The following is a 15828-nucleotide window of genomic DNA, read 5'->3' as shown; positions in this document are numbered from 1 at the left end:
GGCATATGTCGGCCGGGGGACCGGCCGACGACCTACTTGTATTCGATCAGCGCGCCCCGGCGGTTGCGCAGCCGGTTCAGGTGGAACTGCGCCACGCCCATCGCCTCGGGGAACTTGCCCATCAGGGTATAGACCGCCCGCTTGCGTCCCAAGCGCCGCGACAGGCGTATCGCCTGCAGCGGATAGACCAGCAGCAGCGCCAACACCACCGGATGCACCAGCAGCGCGCCAAGAACCGCCACTACCGGCAGGATCAGGCCCCAGATCAGGGCGCGTCGGGTCTCGGAGGTCCAGTGTCGCTCGGGGGGCGCGCCATGCAGGGCCGCACCTTCGGCAAAGGCATGCCCCGCGCGCTTGCTGCGCCGCCACCATTGCCCGAACCGCATGATGTCCGCGTCATGCAGCGTCATTTCCACCGGCAGCCGGCGAATGCGCCACCTGGCCGCCCGCAGGCGGACGCACATCTCGGGCTCCTCTCCGGCAATCAGCGATTCGCGGAAACCCCCGACGGCGGCGATCGCTTCATGGCGAATCAGCATGTCGCCGCCCACGGCGCGGGCGTCGCCGACCGGCGTGTCCCATTCCAGGTCGCACAGCCAGTTATAGACCGATCGTTCGGGATAAAGCTCCCTGCGCCGTCCGGCGACAACCGCCAGTTGGGGATCTGCCTGCAGGGCCGGGACGGCGGCAGGCAGCCATTCCGGCTGCAGCATGCAATCGCCGTCGATGAACTGGACGAATTCGGTCGGGTCGGCGGCAATGGCTTTCAACCCTGCATTGCGGGCCCGCGCCGCGGTGAATGGCAGGCCCATATCCAGATGCACGACCTGAACGCCCATCGCCTGCGCAAAATCCGCGCTGCCATCGGTCGATCCCGAATCGACATAGACAATCCGGGACAGCTGCTGCGACAAGGCGCGCAGACAGGCCTGAAGGCGCGCCCCCTCGTTCCGTCCGATGACGATCGCGGTGACGGGATAGTGCGGAAGGGAGTTGTCGGAATGTGCGGACAAGTCGATCTGCTTCATGCAATGTGCCCGATGATATGATACGAAACGGCGTCGAGACGGAAGAAAGAATTTGAGAATGGACGGTACCAGCGCCCGCAGGCACGACCATCTGAAGGCATGGTCGGCATTGCCCCAGATCGAGATGCCGCAAAAGGCCGCACTTCGTGCATTGATCGCGGACGATCACGGGTCTGAACGCAGCAGATCCTACGACCTGCTGCGGACGCGGATGCTGCCCGAGGTGACCGAACGCGGCTGGACGCGCATCGGCGTCAGCCAGGCCAGTCCGGGCCCGGCATCGTCGCTGACCGCGCTGAACCTGGCCTTGTCCGAGGCGCGCCGACCGGACCGCCACGTCCTGTTGATCGATCTGGACATCGCGCATCAACCGGTGCTGGCCCGGTTCGGCCAAGCCGGGATGCCCGCCGGTCCGCTATTTCGCGCCTGCACGGTGACGCCGCGGCTTGCCTTTGCCACCGTGCAGGCCGCACCCGACCTGGCCGCGATCACGCTGCTGTCGCCGCAGTTCCAGCAGGCCCTGTCCGAGATGATCATGGGGATGGCCGCGGATGTCACCATCCTGCACCTGCCCCCTTGCCTGTCCGACGATGCCGGTCTGGCGGCGCTGCCGCTGGTCGACACGGTCTTGCTGACGATCGACGGACGCCGCGACACGGCGGCGGATCTGCGCCGCTGCGAGGCGCATGTCACCCGTCATTGCCCCGTGCTGGGGCTGTTTCTTCATAACGCCGAGGCTTGAATGGGACCGATTGTCGGAATACGCGAATTCATCGGGATGCTGTCGCGCCGGGGACCGGTGATGGCCGCGCTTCTGGTCGTTTGCGTGCTGGTCGCGCTGGCACAGGCGTTGGCGCTGCCCCGGGCGTTTGAATCGATCGCCGTGCTGCAGGTCCAGCCGACCGTCCTGACCGGCGGCGTCGACAGCGGCGACACCGCCACCCGCCTGCGCACCATCGAACAGCGGATCATGGCCCGCAACAACGTGCTGGACATGATCGACCGTTTCAACCTCTACGACGACACGCCGCTGAGCGAGGATGAAAAGGTCGCGCAGTTCCGCCAGGATGTGCGCATCAACTTCGTCGCGGGCGTCACCGCCTCTGCCGGCGCGATGGAGGAGGTGTCCGCAATCCAGGTGACGGCGCAGACCGGCACCGCCGCCGGTTCCGCCAATCTGGCCAATGACATCGTCGACCAGATCCAGACCGGCAACCTGAGAGAGCGCGACCAGCGATTGAGCGAGCTGATCGGTACGCTGGAGACGCAGGACCGCCGCGCGCTTGAGGCGATTGCCGCGATCGAGGCCGACCTGGCGGCCTTCCGCACGGAAAACACTGACCGGATGCCTGAGAACCTGGAGTTTTTGGCCGCAGAGCAGACCCGCCTGGAAGGCCAGCGGACCGAACTGATCCGCTCCCTGCAGGCGTTGGAACGCGAGCGCCTGGCGCTGGAGGTGGGGACATCCGAACTGGGCCGCCAGGAGCCGCTTGCCCAGCAGCTGCGCATCCTGGAGGTCGATCTGGCCCAAGCCCGGCGTACGCTGGCCCCGAACCATCCCGAAGTGCAGCGCTTGGAGGCGCAGATCGACGCCCTGCGCGAAGGCGACGGACAGCAGATGTCGGTCGGCCAAAGCCGCCAGATCGACCTGATCCGGCAGCAGGAGGAGTCGCTGCAGCTGGAACTGGCGGCGATCGACCGCCGCCTGCCGATGATCGCCGCGAATGTCGCCGGCATTCCCGAGGTGTCGGAGACGATGGCGGACTATACCCGCCGGCTTGCTGCGCTGGAGGTACCGCGCATGGCCATCGCCGAACGCCTGTCGCAGGCGCGCCTGGATCAGAGCCTTGTGACCAGCGACTATGGTCAGCAGATGATCCTGCTGGAAAGCGCGACCGAGGCGGAATACCCGCTCAGTTCGGGCCGCAAGCGTCTGGCGATGCTGGGTGTCGTCCTGGGGTTGGGTCTGGCGCTGTTGTCCGGCTTCCTGCTGGAGGTGCGACGCCCTGTGCTGCGGACGCAGGCCATGGTGACGAAATATCTGGGCGTGGCCCCGATCGCGTCTATCCCGTTCCGGCCGACGGCTCGGGAACAGGTGGTTCAAAGGACGCGAAATGCCGCCAGCTTCGTGATCCTGATCGCCGGTGTCGTGGTCGGGGTCATCCTGGTGCTGAACCGCTAGTGTTCTGCGCGCATCGGCCCCGATCGGGGCCGATGCGCGCAGATCGTGTCATGACGTCAGATGAAATCGAAAACGTCGTGCAGCAGGACAGAGTCGCCGCCGCCAAAGTTCAGCAGCGTGCCATCGCGGACCTCCGTCGCGGAATAGCTGCGACCGCCCAGATCCAGGACGTCACGACCCGTCTCAAACCCGTAGACGGTATCGGCATCGTCACCCGCGCGGAAGATCAGCACGTCACGATCGCCATCGCCATTGTTGCCGTCGCCGATCCAGATGCTATCATCGCCCTGACCGCCCCGGACCGTGTCCTTGCCCATCGATCCGTCCAGCGTGTCGTCACCGCTGCTGCCGGTCAGACGGTCATGGCCCCACCGGGTGTTGAAGTTCACGCCGTCGCCGCTGTCGGACACTCGCGCCCGCGATGCATCGATGACGTCATTGCCCGAATGGGTCCAGCCCAGTTCGAAATTGACGAAGCGCAGGCTGGCGTCACCGCCGATAGTGGTGCTGGCATTGCCCGAGAACGCGCCGTTCGACAGCACGCGGTCAACGGTGACGGTAACGCCTTCGATGCCGACATCCTCGTTATGTCCCCAGATGTCGCCGCGCTTGATCCAGATGTTGATCAGGTCGTCGCCTGCCCCGCCGTTGATCGTGTCATGGCCGGGGTTGTGATTGGCATCGCCATTGCCCCACCGGATGTTGTCCTGGCCCGCGCCACCGTTGATCCGGTCGTTGCCCGTGCTGGAATGGATGAAGTCGTTGCCGGCGCCGCCGTTGATCGTGTCGTTGCCCGACCCGCCGTCCAGCACGTCGTCATAGCGCGATCCGGCGATGCGGTCGTTCCCCGCCCCGGTGAAGATCGATACGCCATGGCCTGGCTTGCCGCCGCCGACGGTGTTCATGGATGCATTCGCCGCGGAGACGATGTCGTTGCCGGCAGTGCCATGGATGCGCTCTATGCCGGTGAACTCCACCCGTTCGTTCCCGATCCGGGCCACGCCGTCCTCGGTCGACCGAAGGGAGATGCGGGCACCCGCGCTGCCTTCCAGAAATAGCCTGTCGCCGCCGGGATTGCCGGGCGTATAGGGGTTAGCATCAAAGCGTTCGCTGCCGGTACCGCCGTGATAACGGTCATTGCCCATTCCCGGCCGCCAGTAGAACGTATCTAATCCTCCAAGACCCCAGACTTCGTCTGACTGCCCGCTGCCACGCATGGCGTCGTCGCCATTCGATCCTCTGATTGTCGGCATCCCTTGATCCCATTCATGTTGCCCGATGTACGGCAGCATTATGCGATCAAGATTAAGGCTTTATTATCCCCAACTGAAAAGGTTCCCTATCAGCAGCAAGATTTTGCAATTGCCGTATTACCTTGAGCGGATCCCCGCATTTGTGCAGGCTTATCACGTAATTTTTGGGGTTGGCAGCGATTTTCCGCTTGTCTTTCTGACAATGCTATTTCTGCGCTTCTGCAATCCGACTCAGAAGCAGCCGCGCGTTTGTTTGATGATCGAATGAAACCAGGGCGGACTGGCGGGCCGCTTGGCCCATTGCGCCAGCAAATTCCGGGTCCGACTGCAGCCGGCGCAGCCGGTCGGCGATGGCCGCAACATCGCCTTGAGGGACCAGAAACCCGTCGACGCCGTCGCGAATCATGTCGCCCGTTCCGCCGATTCGCGAACAGATCACCGGCAGGCCGCAGGCCATCGCCTCCATCACCGTGACCGGGGCCGCTTCGCCCTGTCCGATGGATGACAAGGCCAGCGCGTCGACGCTGCGCAGCAGATCCAGCACGCGTGATTCGTCCAGCGACCCCATCATCTGGACCTGGTCCTGCAGGCCGAGCCTGTCGATTTCGGCCAGGATCGCGTCCCGTTCAGGGCCTTCACCTGCGATGCGATAGGCGATGGAAATGCCCTGCTGCCGCAGCTGGGCCATTGCCTGCAGGAAGAACCGGTGGCCCTTCATGTGGTTCAGACGGGCCACCGTTGCGACGGTGAAATCCTGCCCCGGCGCACGATGCGACGGGGTGAAGCGCGCACAATCGACGCCCATCCAGATCACCGGGTTCGGGGTCGCGGTGCTGACCTCCGCAATCTGCTGCGCCAAGGGCCGGGTCACCGCGGCGACAAAGCTGGCACGTGCCATCTTGGCGGCGTGGTCCACACCATAGACCGGCAGATCCCCATGCAGCGTCAGGCTGTAGGTCAGGTCGCCCAGGATCGCAGCCAGTGCACCCAGATGCGCGGCATTGGCGCAGGAATGAATGTGCAGGTGCCGCACATCGTGGCGTCGCGCATCCTGGACCAGATCTGCCGCCGAGGGAAGCAGCGCCAGCAGCCGCAGCCTGCCGGCGATCGACGTCTGCGACAGGCCCGCCAGATAGGCCACCGCACGCGCGGTACGGACCGGATGCGCCAGCAGACGCAGCACCGCACCGATGCGGGGTGGAAACAGGTAGGTCGTGCGCGCCGCGGCCTGTTCGGCAAAGGCATGAGGGCACGACCCCGCGGGCGGGCGGCGCGTCGAATACAGGCGGACGGGCGTGCCAGCATCCTCGATCGCGCCGATCTCTCTCCAGAAGAACGCATGGGTCTGCGACGGAAATTCGGGAACAACATAGCCCAGTGCCAAGATCGCGTCTCCCTGCTGCCCGCGCGAAGTCCGTTGCCGCTATCCACAGCGCGGGACTGTAAAAATCGGTGCAATCTTTCGATCAGGCCGATGGCCTAGACCGTCCGAGTCGGCTAATGTTTCCCTGTTGTCGGCCATCGCCCCGGCGCGTTCAAGATCTAGCGAAGAGGCCTCTGGATGTCCCTGTCTCGACCACGGGTCCTGGTGATCGCCGAAGCGGCCAACCCGGAATGGGTCTCGGTCCCGCTGGTCGGCTGGTCGCTGGCCGCGGCGCTGCATCGCCAGACCGACGTGCATATCGTCACCCAGATCCGCAATCGCGACGCTTTCCTGCGCGCCGGCATGGTCGAGGGTCGCGACTTTACCGCCATCGACAGCGAGGCCGTCGCTGCCCCCATGTACCGCGCCGCCGAGGTTCTGCGCATGGGCAAGGGCCGCGGCTGGACTACCGTCACCGCCATCGCCGCGCTGAGCTATCCCTATTTCGAACGCCTTGTCTGGAAGCGTTTCGGCGATGACATCCGTGCCAAGCGGTTCGACATCGTGCATCGCGTCACGCCGCTGTCGCCAACGACGGCCTCGACCCTGGCGCCCAAGGTCGCGGCGGCGGGCGTGCCCTTCGTGCTGGGGCCGCTGAACGGCGGCGTGCCTTGGCCCAGGGGCTTCGATGCGGAACGGCGGCGCGAACGCGAATGGCTGTCCTATGTCCGCGGCATCTACAAGCTGAACCCGCAGCTGTGCCGCACCCATGCAGCCGCGGCACTGATCATTGCCGGATCGCGCCACACCGCCAGCGAGATCCCCAAGCGCTTTCAGGACAAGGTCGTATGGCTGCCCGAAAACGCCATTGATCCGACGCGCTTCAACCTGGTCGCGCCACAGGACACGACGTTGCCCCTGCGCGCCTGCTTTGTCGGTCGGCTGGTGCCGTACAAGGGCCCGCACATCCTGCTGGACGCGATCGCACCCTTTGCGCGGTCAGGTCAGATGGTGCTTGATATCATCGGAGAGGGGCCGATGCTGCCCGAGCTGACGGCGCAGGCCGACAGCCTTGGCATTGCCGACACGGTGACATTCCACGGCCACCTTCCCCACCCGCAGGTGCAGCAGATCCTGGCCGCCGCAAACTTGCTGACTTTCCCCTCGATCCGCGAATTCGGCGGCGGAGTGGTGCTGGAGGCGATGGCCCTGGGCGTCGTTCCGATGGTCGTCGACTATGCCGGACCCGGAGAGCTGGTGACGGCCGAGACGGGTTTCGCCATCCCCCTCGGGACCCGCCAGCAGATCGCGGCGCGGATGGAACAGGCGCTGGCGGACGTGTTGCGCGACCCGACGCGACTGACCACGATGGTCACGGCCGCCCGGCGGATGGTGCAGGATCACTATACCTGGGATGCCAAGGCCGCACAGATCATCGCGATGTACCGCGATGTGCTGAAACCCTGACGAAAGCGCCCACCATCCGGAAGGATGGTGGACCTTCTTGTCACGACGGGGCGGAGATCAGCAGCCGGTGCAGCGGGCAACGACCTGGAAGGTGCGGATGATCGTGGACACGTCCAGCGCCAGGCTGATTTCCCGAGAGTAGCGTTCGTCGAACACCGCACGGGTCGCGAAGGTCGAGCCGTTGCGGACCGAGACCTGCCACAGGCCGGTCAGGCCGGGGCGGTGCGCCGCGTAGTAGACGCCCGGGTACAGGACGCGCTGTTCAGGCATCATCGGACGGGGACCGACCAGGCTCATGTGGCCCAGGACCACGTTGATCAGCTGCGGCAGCTCGTCCAGCGAGCTCTTGCGCAGGAACGCACCGATCTTGGTGACGCGCGGATCGTTTCGCAGTTTCTGATCGGCATCCCACTCTGCGCGGGCGGCGGGGTTCGCCGCCAGATGGGCCTCCAGCAGTTGATCTGCCTGGGGCTTCATGGTGCGGAACTTGTACAGGCGGAACGATCTCCACCCGCGGCCAAGACGGTTCTGCGTGTAGATCGGCGACCCGCCGTCCAGCATGACCGCCAGCGCGACCAGGACCATGACCGGGATCAGGAACGGCAGCGCAAGCAGGATTAAGGACAGGTCAAGCAGACGCTTGCCACCGTTATCATACACTTTGGGAAGTTCGATCCCGGCGACCGGGTTGGTGGCCTGCGAGGAGCCGAGCTCGTGGCCGTCATTCGACTGTAGCATCTGCGTATCTCCGCACTCGTGACAAAGAAATCGATAAACTTTTAACTAAAGGTCCCGGCGAACCGTCGCGAAGGCCCATGGGCCGCTTCTATCCAACGCACCAATATAGATACAAGTTGTACAAAAAGATGGTCCGCCGCTGCGGTTTCACCTTTTGATTTAAGGGCCGGTGCGATTTTGCACGCGAAGGTTGTGAATCACGGGTGTTTTCACTCGCATGACAGCATTTGACGCCCAAGTTTTCACGGGTTCCCTTAAAACGGCCCGAATGTTGTCCGGAAAGTCAAATCCTGGATCAATTCAATTTGATCTATTAACCAACATATAAGATCGGCCTTGGGGCACACTCCCTGCGGGTGTGCTCTGGCGGCCATCGCACTGCTGCAACCGGAAGATGCGCAGGGCCGCGTTAGCGGCCGCGATCCCAACCCTGCGATGGGCGGCCAAGGCGGACCGCGACGGTGACCGTCGCGTAAACTGCGAACCCGACCGGATCGGTCAGGCCGAGCCGCAGCATACGACCCAGGGACGGGCGGTCGCCCGATGCGTTCTGCTGCAAGTCGGGATAGCGCTCCGCCAGCTGCGCGGTCCCCGCATCCTGGCGCCGGCGAACGCGGATCAGGCGGCGAAACCCTTCCGTGATGGGCCAAGCGTACGGAACCTCGACCCGCGTCCGTTCGGCCGGGGAAAAGTTCAGCCGTGCGAACCCGTCGTCAGCGATCACAGGCGGAAACTGGTCCCACCGCGCGCGCCCTTCTGCGTTGATTGCGAACAGGCCGGCCCCCGTCACGCCGGTGACCACGAAAGGAAGCTTTTGCCAAAACCCCGCATAGGCCCGCGACAGCAGGTTCCGGGCCGGCGGCACGGTCAGCCTGGCCCCCGCATAGCGCGCACCCGGCCCCGACAGGGCGGTATGCAGCGCCTCGATCATGCCCGGTCCGATCACCACATCGGCATCCAGATAGATGCGCATTCCACCGGTCGCCGCGGCGTCGCCCATGTTCAGTGCGGCGATCTTGTTCCCGATGGCGGTTTCCAGCACCAGGACCTGCCAGCCCGCCGTCGTCAGGGCGGGCGCGGCATCGCGGGCCAGTTGTGCAGTGGCATCTGTACAGCCATTCGCGATCAAGACGATCTGATGCGACACGCCGGGCACAAGACGTTGCGCACACAGCCCGCGCAGACAGGCGCCGATCCCGGCTTCCTCCTGATGGGCGGGCAGGATGACGCTGATACCATCATTATCCATCGCAGTGATCCCTACCCATGCCCCGTGCCTTCGCCTTATCGCCCGTGGGTTGCGCTCTGGCAATGCCGACGATGCGGCCGTATCCCATTGCCGCGAACCCCGCCGCGGGCTTAGATCGGACCATGAAGATGGAGGAAAAAACCAGTGTCGCGCAGGCGATCCGGGCGATGCTGCCGCAGGGCGTCGGACTGGCCGTGTGCGATATCGACGTCCCGCAGCCGCCTCTCTGGCCGGAAGAGGCGGCGGCGGTACGGCGCGCGGTCCCCTCGCGCATCCGCGAATTCACTGCGGGCCGCGCGGCCGCACGGCTGGCCATAACCGATATCGGCCTGATACCTGGCGCCGTCACCACGACCGCGGCGCGGGCCCCGGCCTGGCCGCCGGGCCTGTCGGGCAGCATCACCCACACAGCGCGGATCGCCGCGGCCGTCGTGTCGCGGCAAGCGGATTGGCCGGCGATCGGCCTGGATCTGGAGCGGGCGGAGCCGATGTCGGACGACATGGCGGAACTGATCCGCCACCCGTTGGACAGTGTTGATCCAGTGCTTTCCGAACCAATGGCAGCGACACTGCTGTTCAGTGCCAAGGAAGCTGCGTTCAAGGCCCAGTTTCCACTGACCGGGTTGTGGATCGACTATTGCCAGGTGCCGCTGACCATCACGGCCGACGGTTTCACCCTCAGCGTGCAAGGCGTCCCTCTGAGCGGTCGCTGGCGACGTGCAGGCGGACTGTTTGCAACAACGGTCCTGATAGGGAAGGAGCATGCCGACGCATTGCGGCTAGGCGGAGGCGTTTGGAGTGTCTGACGCGCAGTCTGAAACTCCAATATTGTTCTATGACATTGAGGGGAGAGTGTGATCCAGTAGTGCTATCTGCCCATGAAAAATATTCGCGATCTTATATCATTTTTTGTTGACAATTAATAAATTGTCATCTTCAAAATATTAAAATTCAAATTTCTAAATTGCCAAAAAACTCTTTGCGTGATGCTGACTTCATTGAGGAAGCCACGCTACGCAATTTCAAACCGCTATTTTATCGCGCTGAGGACTAATTTGTTTTACGGCGCTTGGGCACGTGGACACCGTTACGTCTACTGACATCGCGGCCACCCAAAAATCGGCTGTTGGTCTCGTCGGTGCTGTCGATTTGTGATGATCAGGTCTGGCCCGCGCAGTCGGCCCGTAAGGTCTGACGCGTCTGCGAAGACTGGCCTTACGTGTTGACGAAGCCGTGGCGGCTGGCGCTCCTCAAACCCTGCAGCGTCGAGATGATGTGGCGGATTACCCCTTGGATACATCACCTTAACAGATATTAGAGAAATCGCTCTGCTCATGAAAAATGCCGCAAAGCACTACCCTATGGCGGATCTCATCGACACGTTCACCCCACGCCGTTGAACCACGGCCTCTCCGCGCTGACCATCCTTACATCGGCTGCCGTACCAACAATCCAAAAGGTCCGTCAAACATCAGTCATTTCTGCCATTTTCCACCGCATTATTCTTGCTAAGGTGCGGATGCTCCGGCATTGGCCAACCGCGGGGACAAGACGGGAGATGACGTGACGAACGCTGCAGCGCCTGACCGCCGGACGCTGTCCGACAAGCTGATGCAGGGGCTGGGCGCGGCGCTTCTGGCCCGCAGGTCTCTGCGCCATCAGGTGGTGTTCGCCCTGTCGGCGATCGTGCTGTCGACCGCGCTGCGCTTTGCGTTGAACGATGCGCTGCCGCCCGGATTTCCGTTCCTGACCTTCTTTCCCGCCGTCATGCTGACGCTGGTCTTCTCGTCGCTGCGGTCCGGATTGGCCGTGGGCGTGGCCTGCGGGGTCATCGCGTGGTATTTCTTCATCGAACCGGTGCGCAGCCTGGCCATCACGCCGGGAGCCATCGTCGCCCTGCTGCTCTATGCGCTGATCATCGCCACGGACGTGGTGTTCATCACCGCCGCAGGTCGGGCCCTGGAACAGCGCATGGCCGCCGAAAAACGGGCCAACGCGTTGGCGACATCGCGCAGCCTGATGTTCTCTGAACTGCAGCACCGGATCTCGAACAACCTGTCCACGGTCGCGGCGCTGCTGCGGCTGCAGTCCCAGCTGGTCGCGGACGAGACCGCGCGCCAGGCGCTGGTCGCGTCGCAGACCCGCATCCGGTCGATATCGCTGTTGCAGCGGCGGCTGCATTCACCGGACCTGCAAACGCTGGACGCGGCCGAATACCTGCGCGAGGTGCTGCATGACGTGGTGGAGGTCACGGGCGCAGGCGACGTCGATCTGGACTTCAGCGCCGACAGCCTGCCGCTGCCGCATGACACGGCCGTCCCTTTGGGTCTGATTGCCAGCGAACTGGTGATGAACGCCATCGAACACGGCGCCCCCGAAGGCCGCGACACGGAGATCACCGTCAGGCTGAACGTCGACGCGGCCACCCCTGACGGACGCATCCCCGCGACGCTGCGCATCGTGGACCAAGGCCCTGGCCTGCCCGAAGGCTTCGATCTGGAGACGTCGGACAGCTTGGGACTGATCGTCGCACGCCAGTTCGCGACGGCGCTGAACGGCCAACTGACGCTGGCGAAAGGCAAGGACGGCGGCACGGTGGCGCGGCTGGACTTCGTGATCGACCCGACCAGCATTTGATGCCGGAACGGACGCCCACGGGCGGCGTTTCGAACCCATGGACACACATATGACCGCCAGGACCATCGCGATCGTCGGCACCGGCCCGACCGGCATCTATACGCTGCTGCACCTTCTGGACACGGGCCTGCCGCTGGCGGTCACGCTGTACGAAAAGGGACCGCGTGCCGGGATCGGCATGCCCTATTCACCCGAGATGTCGAACCGCGCGATGCTGGCCAACATCGCCAGCATCGAGATACCGCCGATTGCGACCACCTATCTGGACTGGCTGCAGGATCAGCCGGATGCGCGGCTGAGATCCTACGGCCTGGACCCCCAGGACCTGGACGAGCGTCAGTTCACGCCGCGCCTGCTGCTGGGCGAATATTTCCGCGATCAGCTGATGGCGCTGGTCGATCGGGCGCGGTCACGGGGCCACCGGATCGACATCTGCGAGGCGACCGAGGTTCTGGACATCCAGTCCGACGATGCAGGCCTGAGCGTGATGACGGCGGATGGGTGCGACGGTCCCTTCGACCGCGTGATCGTCGCCACAGGCCACGCCTTTCCCGATGAGGACGAGGCCACCCGCAGCTATTTCCCCAGTCCCTGGTCCGGACTGATCGAGGCCGACATTCCTGCCGTGCGGGTCGGCATCATGGGCACCTCTCTCAGTTCGATCGACGCGGCGATGGCGGTGGTGAACCAGCACGGTCGTTTCCGCCGCAAGGGTGATGACCTGCGCTTTGATCTGGACCCGGTATCGGCGGATCTGCGGATCGTGATGATGTCGCGGTCGGGCGTCCTGCCCGAGGCCGACTTCTATTGCCCCATCCCCTATGAACCCCTGACCATCGCCACCGCCCCGGCGCTGGCCGCCTGCCTGTCGACCCCGGCGCCCTTGGATGCGGCCTTCGATCTGGTCCGGGCCGAGATCATGCAGGCCGACCCGGCCTTTGCGCTGAGGATCGGGTTGGGCGGGTTGGACGCGGACAGCTTTGCCGATGCCTATTTCGCCGCGCGCGAGGCCGCCGATCCGTTCAAATGGGCCCGCGCCAACCTGGACGAGGTCGAACACAACAAGGCGCACAAGATCACCGTCGCTTGGCGCTATGCCCTGCTGCGCATGCATGAACAGGTCGAGGAGATCGTGCCGGACCTGTCCGACGACGACCGCGACCGGTTCGACAGGGGTCTGAAGAAGGTGTTTGTCGACAACTATGCCGCAGTCCCGTCGGAATCGATCCGGCGCGTGCTGGCGCTGCGCGATGCCGGCATCTTGTCGATCATGCCCCTGGGCGAGGATTACGACATGACCCGCGATGGCGCAGAGACCGCCATCGTCCATGACGACCGCACCGAACGCTTTGCCGTGTTCATCGATGCACGGGGGCAAAAGCCCCTCAGCACCGAAGACCTGCCCTTCCCGACGTTGCGGCGCGCGCTGCTGGATGCGGATCACGAAATTCCCGATGTCGCGCAGGATTACAGCCTACTGGGCGCGGATCCGTTCAGTGGCAGGCTGTGCTTGGCGGCGATCCCCTACCTGATGCACGACCGCCCGTTCGTTCAGGGGATCACGGCCTGTGCCGACATCGCAGAGGCCATCGCGCGGGGCATGGCGACCGGACGCCGTCGCAGGCTGGTGTCGTAGGACCGACTGACAAAGATCAGGTCGCAATCCTTCCATTAAACATCCATATGGATGGTACAAGGAAGGGATAGCAATCATGGCGACCGCCTCTCCGGCCCGGACGGCCGATACCGAAAAGATCACCATCAATCTGGGCTTCGTCGATTTGGGACGGATCGACCTGCTGGTGCGCGAAGGCTTCTATGCCAGTCGCAGCGACCTGATCCGCACCGCGATACGGGCGCAGCTGGACCGACACGACGCCTCGGTGGCCCCGGCCATCGTGCGCGACGATTTCGTGATGGGTCTGCGCGATCTGTCCCGGGCCGAACTGGAGGCCCTGCACGCCGCGAACCAGATGCTGGACCTGCGGGTGATCGGGCTTGCCCGCTTTGCCCGCGACATTCCCCCGGACCTGATCACCGCCACGATCCGCTCGATCGAGGTTCTGGGCACCATCCAGGCGGATGCCGGGGTCAAGGCGGCGCTGGACGCCTGCCGAACGAACAAGGGAACACGATGATGACCGAACAGATGCCGATGAACATGGCCCGCATCACCGAGCTGATGCGGTCGGGCGATCTGGCGCAAGCCACGCAGATGATCCAGTCGGGATTGGGCGGGGGCGCGATGCCGCGCATGCCGGGTGGCGGCCTGTCGATGCCGCAGATGCCCCGGATGTCGGCCGGCTTTCCCGCAGGTGCGGCCATGCGCGACAGCACGCCGATGGACATCCCCCAGGGGGCCAGCTGGACCACACACCAGCATCAGGCGGCAGCGCAGTCACGCGACTATCGCCTGTACCTGCCCGCGTCGCTGGAGGGACGCCCGGCTGCAGGGCTGTTGCTTCTGCTGCACGGCTGCACACAGGACCCGGATGATTTCGCCCGCGGCACCGGCATCATGGCGGCGGCAGAGCGCCATCGGATGATCGTCGTGGCCCCCGCACAGACGTCACAGGCCAACATGAACCGCTGCTGGAACTGGTTCGAGGCCCGTCATGCCGCCCGCGACGGCGGAGAGGCCGCCTTTCTGGTCGACCTGACCCGCAGCGTCGCCCACGACCACGCTGTGGCCCCCGACCGGCGCTTTGCCGCGGGACTGTCGGCCGGCGGGGCGATGGCGGTGATCCTGGGCGCGGTCTTTGCCGACGATTTCGGTGCCGTGGCCTGTCATTCGGGCCTTCCCAACGGCGCGGCTACGGACATGGCGGGCGCGTTCCAAGCGATGTCGCAGGGCGGATCCGATCGAGGTGAGGGCGTGGGCTGCCGGCTGTTCGTCGTGCATGGCGCGACCGACAAGACCGTGTCGCCGCGCAATGCCGATGCCGTAGTGGCGCAGGCGCTGCGGCGGCAACCCGGCCTGACCCGACGCGCGGCGGATGCACGGCTGAATGACCGTGCCGTGCATATCGGCCGATACCGCGATGACGCGGGCACGTTGCGGATTGAGACATGGCGGGTTCAGGGACTGGGTCACGCCTGGTCCGGTGGTCAACCTACCGGCAGCCACACCGCTCCGGGACCCTTGGCCACTGATGCGATGATGGGGTTCTTTCTGGCGTGACGAAAACGGCCCCCGGATCACCGGGGGCCATCCTATGTGGTCAGGCGTCGTGGTCGTCGTATTCGGCGGCCGCGTCGTTCACCGAATCCTCGGCCAGTTCGGTCAGCTTGGTGTCGGCCGCGCTTTCCTGGGCCAGGATCCCCTCCAGGTGGGTCTTCGCCTCATCCATTCCCAAGGCCTCGGCAAAGGCGCGCATCGAGCCGTAACGGGTGATCTCGTAATGCTCGACCGCCTGACAGCTGAAGATGATCGCGGCATCGGCGGCAACGCTGTCACCGAAATCCTCCAGCAGGCTTTCACCCTCTTCCAGGATGCCGTCGATGGCGTCGCACTTGACGGCCTTGGCACGCTTGCCCAGCAGCTCGAAAATCGCCTCCAAGGTTTCGATCTGGCCTGCGGTCTCCTCGCGATGCGCGGTCAGGGCGGCGATCAGGTCGGGATGGTCTGCCGCCTTGATCATCTTGGGCAGCGTCTTGTAGATTTTCTTCTCGGCATAATACATGTCCGCCAAGGCGTGCTCGAACAGATCCGCAAGGCCCTTGTCCGTCGCCGCGGGCTTGGCGGCCTTGGCCTTGGACTTCGCAGCCACGGCCTGCGACCGCTTGGTGCGGGCCTCGGCGGTGGGTTTTGCGGTCTTCTGCCCTGCCGCGCGGGCGGATTTCTTGGTTGCGGTCTTGGTCTTGGTGTCGTCGGAGGCGGTCGCCATGATGTCTCTCCCTGGCCCGGCAGG

14 protein-coding genes are annotated in these 15828 nt (G+C 64.6%); 8 read left to right on the top strand and 6 right to left on the bottom strand.

Annotated elements, in window-relative coordinates:
- Positions 1-32: 32 nt before the first annotated feature.
- Entirely contained in the window at positions 33-1028 is a 996-nt protein-coding gene (locus LZ686_RS14235; RefSeq protein WP_349548220.1) for a glycosyltransferase family 2 protein, read from the bottom strand.
- 58 nt (positions 1029-1086) lie between these two features.
- Here LZ686_RS14235 and LZ686_RS14230 point away from each other — a divergent pair, with 58 nt between their 5' ends.
- On the top strand, positions 1087-1770 hold the full coding sequence (locus tag LZ686_RS14230; protein ID WP_349548219.1) for a P-loop NTPase family protein: 684 nt from the start codon (positions 1087-1089) through the stop codon (positions 1768-1770).
- Complete coding sequence (locus LZ686_RS14225) at positions 1771-3210, top strand: GumC domain-containing protein (RefSeq protein WP_347919333.1); 1440 nt, start codon at positions 1771-1773, stop codon at positions 3208-3210.
- Between the two features lie 56 nt (positions 3211-3266).
- Here LZ686_RS14225 and LZ686_RS14220 read toward each other — a convergent pair whose 3' ends face one another.
- Both LZ686_RS14220 and epsE read right to left on the bottom strand, forming a co-directional pair.
- A complete protein-coding gene (locus LZ686_RS14220) occupies positions 3267-4355 on the bottom strand; it encodes a calcium-binding protein (RefSeq protein ID WP_304613446.1) in 1089 nt (362 codons plus the stop codon).
- 313 nt (positions 4356-4668) lie between these two features.
- Positions 4669-5847, bottom strand: a complete 1179-nt coding sequence (epsE, locus tag LZ686_RS14215) for an exopolysaccharide biosynthesis GT4 family glycosyltransferase EpsE (RefSeq protein ID WP_349548218.1) — start codon at positions 5845-5847, stop codon at positions 4669-4671.
- A 177-nt stretch (positions 5848-6024) separates the two neighbouring features.
- Here epsE and LZ686_RS14210 point away from each other — a divergent pair, with 177 nt between their 5' ends.
- Complete coding sequence (locus LZ686_RS14210) at positions 6025-7293, top strand: glycosyltransferase family 4 protein (RefSeq protein ID WP_349548217.1); 1269 nt, start codon at positions 6025-6027, stop codon at positions 7291-7293.
- Between the two features lie 57 nt (positions 7294-7350).
- Here the strand turns inward: LZ686_RS14210 and LZ686_RS14205 are convergent, their stop codons facing one another.
- A complete protein-coding gene (locus tag LZ686_RS14205) occupies positions 7351-8031 on the bottom strand; it encodes a sugar transferase (protein WP_349548216.1) in 681 nt (226 codons plus the stop codon).
- 409 nt (positions 8032-8440) lie between these two features.
- The gene (locus LZ686_RS14200; RefSeq protein WP_349548215.1) at positions 8441-9280 is read right to left on the bottom strand and encodes a glycosyltransferase family 2 protein; all 840 of its coding nucleotides are present in this window, start codon (positions 9278-9280) and stop codon (positions 8441-8443) included.
- A gap of 122 nt (positions 9281-9402) precedes the next feature.
- Here LZ686_RS14200 and LZ686_RS14195 point away from each other — a divergent pair, with 122 nt between their 5' ends.
- The 5 genes from LZ686_RS14195 to LZ686_RS14175 all read left to right on the top strand — a co-directional run bounded on the left by LZ686_RS14195 (position 9403) and on the right by LZ686_RS14175 (position 15098).
- A complete protein-coding gene (locus tag LZ686_RS14195; protein ID WP_349548214.1) occupies positions 9403-10086 on the top strand; it encodes a 4'-phosphopantetheinyl transferase family protein in 684 nt (227 codons plus the stop codon).
- A 757-nt stretch (positions 10087-10843) separates the two neighbouring features.
- On the top strand, positions 10844-11917 hold the full coding sequence (locus LZ686_RS14190) for a sensor histidine kinase (protein WP_349548213.1): 1074 nt from the start codon (positions 10844-10846) through the stop codon (positions 11915-11917).
- Positions 11918-11966: 49 nt separating this feature from the next.
- Positions 11967-13553: an FAD-NAD(P)-binding protein gene (locus tag LZ686_RS14185; RefSeq protein WP_349548212.1), complete on the top strand. Its 1587-nt coding sequence runs from the start codon at positions 11967-11969 to the stop codon at positions 13551-13553.
- A 76-nt stretch (positions 13554-13629) separates the two neighbouring features.
- The gene (locus LZ686_RS14180; protein ID WP_045983221.1) at positions 13630-14055 is read left to right on the top strand and encodes a ribbon-helix-helix domain-containing protein; all 426 of its coding nucleotides are present in this window, start codon (positions 13630-13632) and stop codon (positions 14053-14055) included.
- Entirely contained in the window at positions 14055-15098 is a 1044-nt protein-coding gene (locus LZ686_RS14175; protein ID WP_349548211.1) for an extracellular catalytic domain type 1 short-chain-length polyhydroxyalkanoate depolymerase, read from the top strand. Before LZ686_RS14180 ends, LZ686_RS14175 begins: the two co-directional genes overlap by 1 nt.
- A 40-nt stretch (positions 15099-15138) precedes the next feature.
- On the opposite strand, the gene LZ686_RS14170 is transcribed toward LZ686_RS14175, so the two are convergent.
- Complete coding sequence (locus LZ686_RS14170; RefSeq protein ID WP_127899518.1) at positions 15139-15804, bottom strand: YciE/YciF ferroxidase family protein; 666 nt, start codon at positions 15802-15804, stop codon at positions 15139-15141.
- Positions 15805-15828: the final 24 nt, after the last annotated feature.

The organism is Paracoccus sp. NFXS7 (assembly GCF_040148865.1).
GTDB classification, from domain to species: domain Bacteria; phylum Pseudomonadota; class Alphaproteobacteria; order Rhodobacterales; family Rhodobacteraceae; genus Paracoccus; species Paracoccus marcusii.
Note: the sequence above shows the minus strand (reverse complement) of the source record. Positions and strands in the feature narration are given on the sequence as shown.

Bases quoted from the DNA above. Each gene is read 5' to 3' on its own strand.
- LZ686_RS14235 (WP_349548220.1), bottom strand. From the start codon at position 1,028: ATGAAGCAGATCGACTTGTCCGCACATTCCGACAACTCCCTTCCGCAC.
- LZ686_RS14230 (WP_349548219.1), top strand. From the start codon at position 1,087: ATGGACGGTACCAGCGCCCGCAGGCACGACCATCTGAAGGCATGGTCG.
- LZ686_RS14225 (WP_347919333.1), top strand. From the start codon at position 1,771: ATGGGACCGATTGTCGGAATACGCGAATTCATCGGGATGCTGTCGCGC.
- LZ686_RS14220 (WP_304613446.1), bottom strand. From the start codon at position 4,355: ATGGGCAATGACCGTTATCACGGCGGTACCGGCAGCGAACGCTTTGAT.
- LZ686_RS14210 (WP_349548217.1), top strand. From the start codon at position 6,025: ATGTCCCTGTCTCGACCACGGGTCCTGGTGATCGCCGAAGCGGCCAAC.
- LZ686_RS14205 (WP_349548216.1), bottom strand. From the start codon at position 8,031: ATGCTACAGTCGAATGACGGCCACGAGCTCGGCTCCTCGCAGGCCACC.
- LZ686_RS14200 (WP_349548215.1), bottom strand. From the start codon at position 9,280: ATGGATAATGATGGTATCAGCGTCATCCTGCCCGCCCATCAGGAGGAA.
- LZ686_RS14195 (WP_349548214.1), top strand. From the start codon at position 9,403: ATGAAGATGGAGGAAAAAACCAGTGTCGCGCAGGCGATCCGGGCGATG.
- LZ686_RS14185 (WP_349548212.1), top strand. From the start codon at position 11,967: ATGACCGCCAGGACCATCGCGATCGTCGGCACCGGCCCGACCGGCATC.
- LZ686_RS14180 (WP_045983221.1), top strand. From the start codon at position 13,630: ATGGCGACCGCCTCTCCGGCCCGGACGGCCGATACCGAAAAGATCACC.
- LZ686_RS14175 (WP_349548211.1), top strand. From the start codon at position 14,055: ATGACCGAACAGATGCCGATGAACATGGCCCGCATCACCGAGCTGATG.
- LZ686_RS14170 (WP_127899518.1), bottom strand. From the start codon at position 15,804: ATGGCGACCGCCTCCGACGACACCAAGACCAAGACCGCAACCAAGAAA.